Raw genomic sequence first — 9,638 nt, 5'->3', positions numbered from 1 at the left:
AGGCCGATATCCCGCCAGGGTCGGATTTCGGGGTCCTCCCCACCCGATCCGAGTCCCAAAATTTCCAGCCACGGCGGGTTTTTCCGGGTCCACCGACCCGTTTCGAGCCCCAATTTCCCGCCACGGCGGGATTTCGGGGTGCGCCCACCCGACCCGAAGCCCCACTTTCCAGCCACGGCTGGATTTCGGGGTGCCCCCACCCAACCCGAAGCCGCAATTCCCCGCCACGGCCGGATTTTCGGCGTGCGCACGCCCGAACCGAGCCGCAGAATCCAGCCGCGGCGGGATATCGGCGGGCGCAGACGCGCGCGGTCGGGCGTCCGCCCCCGGGACGTGACTCAGGCAGCCGACTCCGGCTTGACGGCCAGCACCGGCACCGGCGACTCCAGCAGCAGCCGCTGGCTGACGCTGCCGAAGACCGCCTTGCCGACCGGGGTACGGCGCTTCATGCCGATCACCAGCCGGGAGATCGCCGGATTCTGGGCGACGTACTCCAGCACGGAGTCGGCGGGGCCGCGCTGCGGTCCGGAGCGCTCGATCACGGTCAGCTCGACGTCGCGCGGCAGGATGGACTCGTCCAGCCGGCGCAGACCGAGGTTGATCACGACGAGGTCGGTCGCGCAGGACTTGGCCTCCGCGGCTGCGGCGCCGAGGGCGTACCGGCCTTCGGGGCTCTCCGGAACGGCTACGAGGATGGTCATCAGGAGGTTCCTTTCGGGTCTGGGTCGGTCAGTGGAAGTCGCCGGCGGCGAAGGCCTCTTCGAGCTGCTCCAGCGAGCGCCCGCTCGTGTTCGGCAGCATCTTCCACAAGAACCCGACGAAGAACAGGCCGAGCACGAAGAAGACCGCGAACGAGCCGGTGATGCCGACGGTGGACACCAGGATCGGGAAGGCGAAGGCGATGATCGCGTTGGTGACGCAGAGCACCAGCACGCACAGGCCCATGCCGAAGCCGCGCATCCGGAGCGGGAACAGCTCCGACAGGCAGACCCGGACCGGGACGTTCAGCGCTAGCTGCATGCAGAACACGAACGCGACGACCAGCACCAAGATGATGTACGCCTTCGCCACGCCGTCGGGGATCAGCATCGAGCCGAGCACGATCAGGCCGTGGCAGGTGGTGGTGGCGATCACGCCGCCGATGATCAGCTTGCGTCGCGGCACCCGGTCGATCAGGAAGAACGGGCAGATCACCGCGATCACGCCCGCGGGCGATGTTCGCGATCAGAGCGACACTCTGGCTGAAGGCAGCCAGCATGCGGCCGACCACGATGGCCAGCTCGTTGCGGCCATTCAACCGGTTGACACTGTAAACAGCTGGGTAAGTCCCGACGCAGGCATTGCGGCGGAGACGGCCTCCGTCGCCAGCGAGGAGGCACCCATGGGAATCGGCGACAAGATCAGCAACAAGGCCGAAGAGGCCGGCGGCAAGGCCAAGGAAGCCGTCGGCGACGCGACCGACAACGAGAGCCTGGAGGCCGAGGGCAAGATGGACCAGACGGAGGCCCACGGCAAGCAGGCCGGGGAGAACGTCAAGGACGCCCTCCGCGAGGCCGGCCAGGCCGTGAAGGGCGACGACCGCCGCTGACTGCCTCTCCCCGATCGCCCCGGACCGCCCCGCGGTCCGGGGCGATCTTTCGCGCCCGGACGCGCGGTGCCTGTTCGGCCCGGCGAGCGGCCGTCAGCTCCAGTGGGTGTACGGCGTCGAATAGAGCACGGCGTTGGTGTAGCGCGGGTCGGCGGTGACGTCGGTCCCGGCCCAGTCCGGTGCCTCCCAGGCGGTGTCCTCGGCCGGCACCTCCAGCTCGGCGACGACCAGGCCGGCGTTCTCACCGGAGAACTCGTCGACCACCCAACCCGGCCAGGGATCACCCAGCTCGTAGCGGGTCTTGCTGATCGGGAACCCGTCCTGAGCCAGCCCCAGCAACTCGCGGGCGTCGCCGACCGGGATCTCGTACTCGTACTCGGGCCGGCCGATCCCGGCCTGCTTGCCCTTCACGGTCAGATAGCCGACCCGGTCGTCGACCAGCCGGACCCGGATCGTCATCCCCGGCTGGGTACAGAGATAGGCCTGGCTGAGCGAGCTGCTGGACAACGCCGACGTCCGCCACTCCTCGCCGGTCACCAGCAGCTTGTGCTCGAACTCGGTCCCCAACGTCGTCTCTCCTTGCCGGTCGTATCCCGTGCCCGGGGTCACTCGCGGGCGCACGGTCAGGGCAGGACTATCACAGCCCGCTCAGCCGACGCTCACGCGGACCGTTTGGACGGCGTCTGCGCCGATCGCGTTCATCGCCCGCAGCTCCAGCACGGCGGTCGCCCCGGCGGGCGCAGGCCCGACCGTACGCAGCGTTCCGGTGCCGTCGCCGAAGTCGTCGAACGCCAGCCAGCCCGGCAGCTCACCATCGACCACGATGGTCGGTTTCGGCACGCCGGACGTGGTCACCGTGAACGTGCCGCCGGCGCCCGCCGCGAACCGTACGTTCGACGTACTGGTGAAGCCAGGGGGGTTCTGCACGACGACGCTCAGCATCAGGTCGGTCGTGCCAGCGGCGCTGGTCGCCGTCACGTCGACGCTGAACGTGCCCGCGGCCGCGGTCGGGGTGCCGAGGATGGTGGCCGTCCCGTCGCCGTTGTCCACCAGCCGCAGGCCGGCCGGCAGGTCGCCCTCGTCGGCGGTGATCCGGGGCGCCGGTACGCCGGTGGTGGTGATGTCGAACGAACCCGGCGCACCCTGCTCGAACAGCGCGGTGTCGCCGCTGGTGAACGTCGGGATGGAACGAGCCTCGATCGCGAGCCGCTGGGTCGCCGTCCCCGCCGCACTGGTGGCCGTCAGCGAGATCACGCCGTGGCCGTCGAAGGCGGGCGTGCCGGCCAGCGTGGCCGTCCCGTCGCCGTGGTCGACCAGACTCAGTCCGAGCGGTACGTCGGTGGCCTGGATCGCCGGGACCGGGCTGCCGGTGGTGCGCACCGTGAAGGAGCCCGGCTGGCCCTCGGCCAGCACGGCCCGGCGGGCGCTGGTGAAGACCGGCGGCTGATCCGGGACGGCGGCGACCGGGGGCGTCGGCGCCTGCGATGCGCCAGACCCGGCCGGCGGGCGGTCCACGTCGGTCGCGGTCGGGGCCGCCGAGGAAGGTGCGACCGGCGCCTGGCTTGCCGGCGGGGAGGTCGGCGCCGCGGTCGGAGACCCGCTGTCCGACGGAGTGGATCCGGGCGACTGCTCGGTGCCCTCCGAGGCCGCGGCGGAGCCGACCGTGCCGGAGCCGACTGCATCGGGCGCCTGACTGTCCGGGCCGGAGGCCGGGCCGGACGGGGCTGGCGGGGCCGCGGTGGCCACCGGCGGACCGGGCACCGCGGGGCCGTCAGACCCCTCCGGCGGGCTGGGTGCGCCGACGGGGGCGGCGGTCGCCGACGCGGGCGGATCCGCTACCGGGTCGAGCGGCGCGGCCGACGCCGGGGCGGCGGGCAGCGCGATCACCCAGGCCACCGGCACGACGACCGCGGCGAGCGCGCGGGGCAGCAGCCGGCGCGCGGATGCGACCACGCTCGTACGGACCATCGGACAGCTTTCGGCGACGACGCCCCGTTGGGGCGCCAGATGAGATGAGTGGAGAATACCCAGGGCAGGGTTGGGCGAATCGTCGCGCACGCGACGACCGCCGCGCAAGTCAGCCCTCGGGCTCGTCGGAGTCGTCCGGGGTGAAGTCGACGACCCCCCGACGCATGGCCCGGGCCAGTAGCCGCGCGGTCTCGCGCAGCGGCCCGGGGCCCGCGGCCTGACCGATCTGATCGGCGAAGTCGAGCACCTGGCGGACCCAGCGGACGAAGTCGCCCGCGGTCAGCCCGGACTCCGCGAGCACGGCGGCGAGCGGACGGCCCGCCGCCCAGCCGAAGGCCGCCTCGCTGAAGCCGATGTCTGGCTCGGGGCCACGCTCCAGCCGGTGGTCGCGCTCGAGCAGCGAGACCTGCCGCCAGATCTTGCGGACCTCGGTCATCACGTGCGCCGTCATCGCATCCGGCATCCTCGGCCGGTGCTCGAACCCGTCGGAGCGGCGTGCCTCGTAGACGAAGGACGCCAGCACCGCCGCCAGCTGGGGCACCGTCAGCTCGTCGAACAGGCCGGCCCGCAGGCACTCGGCGGCGACGAGATCCAGCTCGGCATAGATCCGGGCCAGCCGGCGACCGTCCTCGGTGACCCCCTGCTGGCCACCCGGCTCGTCCGACAGGTAGCCGAGCGAGGTCAGCACAAGGCAGATCTTGTCGAAGTGCGCGGCGATGGTGCTGGTCCGAGAGGCCATCCGTTGCTCGACCTGGGCATTGTCCCGCTCGAGCCGGAGCGCGCGCTCGGCCCAGCGGGCGTGCTGTTCGCGATCCGGGCAGCGGTGGCACGGGTGCGAGCGGAGCTGGTCCCGCAGGTCCGTGATCTCGCCGGCGCGGACCGGATCGGGCGGCGGGGGCCGGTGCCGCAGCGCCTCGGAGTCCAGCGTGCCGAGCTTGCTGTGGAAGGCGGCGCCGAGGCTGCGTCGCGAACTGGCCTCACGGGAGTCGAAGTGCCGCGGGATCTTCACCCGGCCGACGACCACGGCGGGGGTCGGGAAGTCGACGAGGGACAGCCGCCGGATGTGCCGGTCCTCGGTCATCACCTGTGGTCTCGGCCCCTCCGGCTGGTGCCGTCCGCGCGGACCGCTCTGGTCGCGGGTGCCCGGGTCGAGCACCACCGCGAACCCGTGGCTCTTTCCGCTCGGCACCTTGATGATGTCGCCCGGCTTCAGTGTCTCCAGCGACCCGGCGGCCTCGGCCCGGCGGTCGGCCTGACGCGCCCGCGACTGGTCCGCCTCCAGCTCCGCGATCCGGCCCCGGAGCCGGGCGTAGCCGGCGAAGTCGCCGAACTCGCAGGCCGCCGCCTGCCAGTACTCCGCGATCGCCTGCTCGTTCCGGGCCACGCCACGGGCCAGGCCGACCACCGATCGGTCGGACTGGAACTGCGCGAACGACTGCTCCAGCAGGGTCCGCGCGCGCTCCCGGCCGACGCTGCCGACCAGATTCACGGCCATGTTGTACGTCGGTGCGAACGACGAGCGCAGCGGGTACGTCCGGCGCGAGGCCAGTCCGGCCAGGGCCCGCGGGTCCAGCCCGGCCCGCCAGAGCACCACCGCGTGCCCCTCGACGTCGATGCCCCGCCGCCCGGCCCGGCCGGTGAGCTGGGTGTACTCCCCCGGCGTCACGTCGGCATGGGTCTCCCCGTTGTACTTGACCAGCTTCTCCAACACCACGCTGCGGGCCGGCATGTTGATCCCCAGTGCCAGCGTCTCGGTGGCGAAGACGACCTTGATCAGGCCGCGGACGAAGGCCTCCTCGACGCACTCCTTGAAGGCCGGCAGCATGCCGGCATGGTGCGCCGCGATGCCGCGGGACAGCGCCTCCGCGAACGAGTCGTAGCGCAGCACCCGCAGGTCCGCGTCGGCCAGGCTGGCGGTGTGCCGGTGCAGGATGTCGGCGATCTCGGCCCGCTCACCCTTGTTGGTCAGCGTGATCCCCGAGCCGAGCAGCTGGCTGACCGCGGCGTCGCAGCCGACCCGGGAGAAGATGAACACGATCGCCGGCAGCAGCGCCGCGTCGTCCAGGGTCTTGACCATGTCGGCTCGGCTGGGGCCGGACAACGACCGGGGCCTGAAACCCTGGTCACCGACCGCGCCGCGGCCGCCGTCCCGGCCTGGTCGGCCGGCCTCGCGACCGCCGACGTTCTTGCTCGCCCCGCCGAAGGAGCCGCTGCCGTAGCTGACCCGGCGCTGACCCTTGCCGCCGCGGCCACGTGGCCGGCGGGAGTCGTCGCGGACCCAGCGCGACTCGTCCCGGGCGATCCGCAGCAGGGCCGGGTTGACGTCCGCCTTCGCGCTCGGGGCACCCTCGGTCGCGGCCGTCGGCGCCACTCCGGCGAACAGGTCGTACAGCTGGGAGCCGACCAGCACGTGTTGGAACAGCGGCACCGGCCGGCGCTCGGACACGACGATCTCCATCGCCCCACGGACCTCTGCCAGCCAGTCGCCGAACTCCTCCGCGTTGCTCACCGTGGCCGACAGCGCGATCACCTGGATCGACTCGGCCAGGCCGATGATGACCTCTTCCCAGACCGCGCCGCGGAACCGGTCGGCCAGATAGTGCACCTCGTCCATCACGACGTAGGCCAGCCCTCGCAGGGTCGGCGAGCCCGCGTACAGCATGTTGCGCAGCACCTCGGTGGTCATCACCACCACCGGTGCCTCGGAGTTGATCGAGGAGTCCCCGGTCAGCAGGCCGACGTTGTCGGCGCCGTGCCGGGCGACCAGGTCGGCGTACTTCTGGTTGGACAGGGCCTTGATCGGGGTGGTGTAGAAGCACTTCCGGCCCAGCTGCAGCGCCAGGAACACCGCGAACTCGCCGACGATGGTCTTGCCGGCGCCGGTGGGCGCGGCGACGAGAACGCCCGAGCCGGCCTCGACGTACGCGCAGGCCTGGCGCTGGTAGTCGTCGAAGGCGAAGCCGTAGTGCCGGCCGAACTCGGTCAGCAGCGGGGTGGCCTGGTCGGCCCGGAAGCGTGCGTACGCCTCCGCCGGGCTCGGATCGGGTAGGTCGCGGGAATTCGGTTCGGGCGGGTGTGGTTCGGCGGCTGACATGACCCGGTCAGGCTATCGACGGGACGAAAACCCCCAGCGCACCAGGCTCGCAGCGAATGTGCAGCGGCGCGGCGGCGATCAGCTCGCCGTCGCCGTAGCCGACCAGGCCCGGGCCCTCCACGCTCACCTCGGCCGCCCGGGTCAGCTCGACCGCCGGATCCCGGACGAAGCGACCGGAGTACATCTGCGGCAGCAGCCGGAGCAGCTTGGACCGGCTGACCGGATGGATGACGGTGACGTCGAGCCGCCCGTCGGTCGGATCGGCCTGTGGACAGATCTTCATCCCGCCGCCGTAGGAGCTGGTGTTGCCGACCGCGATCAGCATCGCGTCCAGATCCCGGGCCTGGCCGTCGAGGGTGAGCCGGAAGGACAGCGGTGAAAACACCCGCAGCTCGGCGAGCGCAGCGAGCGGATACCGCAACCCGCCCTTCGGCCAGGGCATCAGGTTGGCCCGGTGGTTGACCATCGCGTCGAACCCGGTCGCGGTCACCGTTCCGATCCAGCGATCACCGTTGATCCGGCCGAGGTCGACCCGCCGTAGCTTGCCGCCGGCGATCAGCGCGGCCGCGGCGACCGGATCGAACGGCGGCAGGCCCAGGCCCCGACACAGATCGTTGCCGGTGCCGGCCGGGATCAGCGCCAGCGCGGTCCGGTCCTGGCCGGCGCAGGCGTTGACGCCGAGGTGCATCATCCCGTCGCCGCCCATCACGGCGAGCACGTCGGACTCGCCGTCCACCGCGCCGCGGGTCATCGCGATCGCCTCGTCGAAGTCCCGGCTGAGCAGGATCTCGGTCTCGATGCCGTCGTCGCGCAGCCGGCCGGCGACCTGGGGCAGCATCTCCTGGGCACGGCCCTTCCCGGAGGAGGGGTTCACCACCAGGGTGACCCTCACCGAGGATCCTCGTCGCGCTCCACGCTGGGGTCGTAGCTGTGGTTGATCGCCTCGGAGCTGTCCGACCGGTGCCCGTTCGTACTGGACCCGTTCGTACTGGATCCGTTCGCACTGGCGCCAGGGCCGGTGTCGAGCACCTTGCGCTCGTCCTCGACCTCCATCGCCTTGAGCGCGGCGTCCTTCTCGGTGTAGTCGATGACGTCCTCACCGGCCGCCTTCTTCCGGTTCCGCGACCGGTCGAGCGCGTGCGCGATGATCTCCGCGGCGATCACCAGCACGACCATCGGGGTGGCCAGCAGCAGCATCGTGATCGCGTCCGGCGTCGGCGTCGCGACGGCGGCGAAGACGAACACGCCGAAGATGATGTACGACCGGTACTTGCTGATCACCTTGGCCGGCAAGATCCCGGTCACGTTGAGCAGCAGAATGAACAGCGGCACCTCGAACGCCAGGCCGAACACGATCATCAACCGGGTCATGAAGCTGAGGAAGTCACCGAGGTCCTGCAGATTGGCCACCCCGGCGTCGGGGGTGAAGTTGATCAGGACGGCGATGCCCTTCGGCATCACGTAGTAGCCGAGCGCGATGCCGGCGATGAACAGCGGGGTCGCCGCCCCCACCACGATCAGCGTCCACTTCTTCTCCTTGGCCAGCAGGCCGGGGACGATGAACGCCCAGATCTGATAGAGCCAGATCGGCGCGGACAGGATCAGGCCCGCCAGCAAGGAGATCTTCAGCGACACCGTGAACGGGGCGGTGGCGCCCTGGATGACGAGGTCGGCCTGGAGGTCGGGTCTGGTCTGCTTGGCGAGCGCGATCGCCTTCGTGTACGGCTGGATCAGCAGCTGGAACAGGAACCCGTTGAACGCGAACGCGGCGATCGTCGCGATGACGATCGCCAGGGAAGCCACCACCAGCCGATAACGCAGTTCCTTCAGGTGCTCGAACAGCGTCATCGAGCCGTCGGGCGGCGCCGGCGGCGGCTTGAGCCAGGCGAAGCTCAGCTTCCGCCCCTTGATGGTCAGCGGCACGGTCGGTGTCGGTTCAGATCAGCTCGGTCAGCGGCCCGTGGGCCTCAGACGTCTTTGCGGATCTCGCTGCCGTCGGGGTTCTGGCTCGGCGGCTGCTCGTAGACCGGCTGCTGGTGGTGTTGGGGCTGGCCGGCCGGCGGCTGGCTCGTGGGCGGCTGCTGGTAGGCCTGCGGCGGGGCCGGGGTGTCGGCGCTGGTCGCGGTCACGCCGGGCTGCTCCGGCTTCTCGTCACCCTTCAGACCCTTGGTCTCCTCCTTGAACTCCTTCAAGGCGCGACCGGTGCTCTTGCCGAGCCCGGCGAGCCGGGATCCGCCGAACAGCAGCAGCACCACCGCCAGGATGATCAGCAGTTCGGGCACGCCCAGGCCGAACATCGCCAGTGGGAACATCGGGGTCCTCTTTTCCTCGCACGTCGGCGCCGACGCGCCTCTTGGTCATCGTACGTCGCCCAGCCGCCTCTGCGGCCGGACGAACTCGCCGCGCCGCACCCGCGGTCGGCTCGCGCTAGACGAACTCGTCGTCGCGGTCCCCCACGATACGCGCGTCGCCGACCCGGCGGCTGCCGTCCATCGGGGGGACCTCGATCTGGCTCAGCAGATCGAGCATCTTGCCGGTCCGATCGGCCAGCACGGTGAGCTCGCTCAGCACATCGGCCGTCTTGTGCGCCAGCCAGACCGCATAGCAGATCAGCATCACCAGCCCCGCCAGCGCGATCCCGCCGAAGACGAACACCCACAGCCACACGCCGCCCACCCTAGCTGGCCGGCCCCGCGCCCGTCCGGTCAGTCGGAGCGAGGAGGAGCTGTCGCAGATCGACCTCGCCCGGCGCAAGACGGCTCGGGTAAACGCCTTCCGCGCATTGCGAGGTCGATTGGCGACATGCCTGGCCCGGCTCTGTGGCAACCCGGATCGCCCGGACGATCCCGGATCCCTATGCCACCTCGGATCCCCTGTGGCAACCCGGATCCGCTATGCAACCTCGGATCCGCTGCAGGGGATCCGGGCGGGCTCAGGGGGTCAACGCAACACCGATGTGTTTGGCCAGTGTTTCAGCTGGGGTGTAGA

10 protein-coding genes are annotated in these 9,638 nt (G+C 70.9%); 1 reads left to right on the top strand and 9 read right to left on the bottom strand.

What is annotated here, in order from left to right:
* Positions 1 to 338 precede the first annotated feature (338 nt).
* Both ABD747_RS14020 and ABD747_RS14015 read right to left on the bottom strand, forming a co-directional pair.
* Complete coding sequence (locus tag ABD747_RS14020; RefSeq protein ID WP_344805532.1) at positions 339 to 701, bottom strand: universal stress protein; 363 nt, start codon at positions 699 to 701, stop codon at positions 339 to 341.
* Positions 702 to 729: 28 nt separating this feature from the next.
* Positions 730 to 1,164: an MFS transporter gene (locus ABD747_RS14015; RefSeq protein ID WP_344805530.1), complete on the bottom strand. Its 435-nt coding sequence runs from the start codon at positions 1,162 to 1,164 to the stop codon at positions 730 to 732.
* Between ABD747_RS14015 and ABD747_RS14010 the strand changes: the two genes are divergently transcribed.
* Complete coding sequence (locus tag ABD747_RS14010; protein ID WP_344805528.1) at positions 1,118 to 1,588, top strand: CsbD family protein; 471 nt, start codon at positions 1,118 to 1,120, stop codon at positions 1,586 to 1,588. The two genes, ABD747_RS14015 and ABD747_RS14010, sit on opposite strands and share 47 nt — an antisense overlap.
* A 93-nt stretch (positions 1,589 to 1,681) precedes the next feature.
* Here the strand turns inward: ABD747_RS14010 and ABD747_RS14005 are convergent, their stop codons facing one another.
* From ABD747_RS14005 to ABD747_RS13975, 7 genes are all read right to left on the bottom strand, one after another.
* On the bottom strand, positions 1,682 to 2,155 hold the full coding sequence (locus tag ABD747_RS14005) for a CYTH domain-containing protein (RefSeq protein WP_344805526.1): 474 nt from the start codon (positions 2,153 to 2,155) through the stop codon (positions 1,682 to 1,684).
* 81 nt (positions 2,156 to 2,236) lie between these two features.
* Positions 2,237 to 3,556: a hypothetical protein gene (locus tag ABD747_RS14000; protein ID WP_344805524.1), complete on the bottom strand. Its 1,320-nt coding sequence runs from the start codon at positions 3,554 to 3,556 to the stop codon at positions 2,237 to 2,239.
* Positions 3,557 to 3,665: 109 nt separating this feature from the next.
* Positions 3,666 to 6,650 carry a DEAD/DEAH box helicase gene (locus ABD747_RS13995; RefSeq protein WP_344805522.1) on the bottom strand — a complete coding sequence of 995 codons (2,985 nt, stop codon included), beginning with the start codon at positions 6,648 to 6,650 and terminating at the stop codon, positions 3,666 to 3,668.
* Between the two features lie 7 nt (positions 6,651 to 6,657).
* Positions 6,658 to 7,542: a diacylglycerol/lipid kinase family protein gene (locus tag ABD747_RS13990; RefSeq protein WP_344805520.1), complete on the bottom strand. Its 885-nt coding sequence runs from the start codon at positions 7,540 to 7,542 to the stop codon at positions 6,658 to 6,660.
* Positions 7,539 to 8,573 (bottom strand): twin-arginine translocase subunit TatC, encoded by a 1,035-nt coding sequence (tatC, locus tag ABD747_RS13985; protein ID WP_344805518.1) that lies wholly within the window; start codon positions 8,571 to 8,573, stop codon positions 7,539 to 7,541. Before tatC ends, ABD747_RS13990 begins: the two co-directional genes overlap by 4 nt.
* A gap of 44 nt (positions 8,574 to 8,617) precedes the next feature.
* Entirely contained in the window at positions 8,618 to 8,962 is a 345-nt protein-coding gene (tatA, locus tag ABD747_RS26725) for a twin-arginine translocase TatA/TatE family subunit (RefSeq protein WP_425562529.1), read from the bottom strand.
* Between the two features lie 115 nt (positions 8,963 to 9,077).
* A complete protein-coding gene (locus ABD747_RS13975) occupies positions 9,078 to 9,317 on the bottom strand; it encodes a hypothetical protein (RefSeq protein ID WP_344805516.1) in 240 nt (79 codons plus the stop codon).
* Positions 9,318 to 9,638 lie beyond the last annotated feature (321 nt).

This window comes from Microlunatus ginsengisoli (assembly GCF_039537205.1).
GTDB classification, from domain to species: Bacteria; Actinomycetota; Actinomycetes; order Propionibacteriales; family Propionibacteriaceae; genus Microlunatus; species Microlunatus ginsengisoli.
Note: the sequence above shows the minus strand (reverse complement) of the source record. Positions and strands in the feature narration are given on the sequence as shown.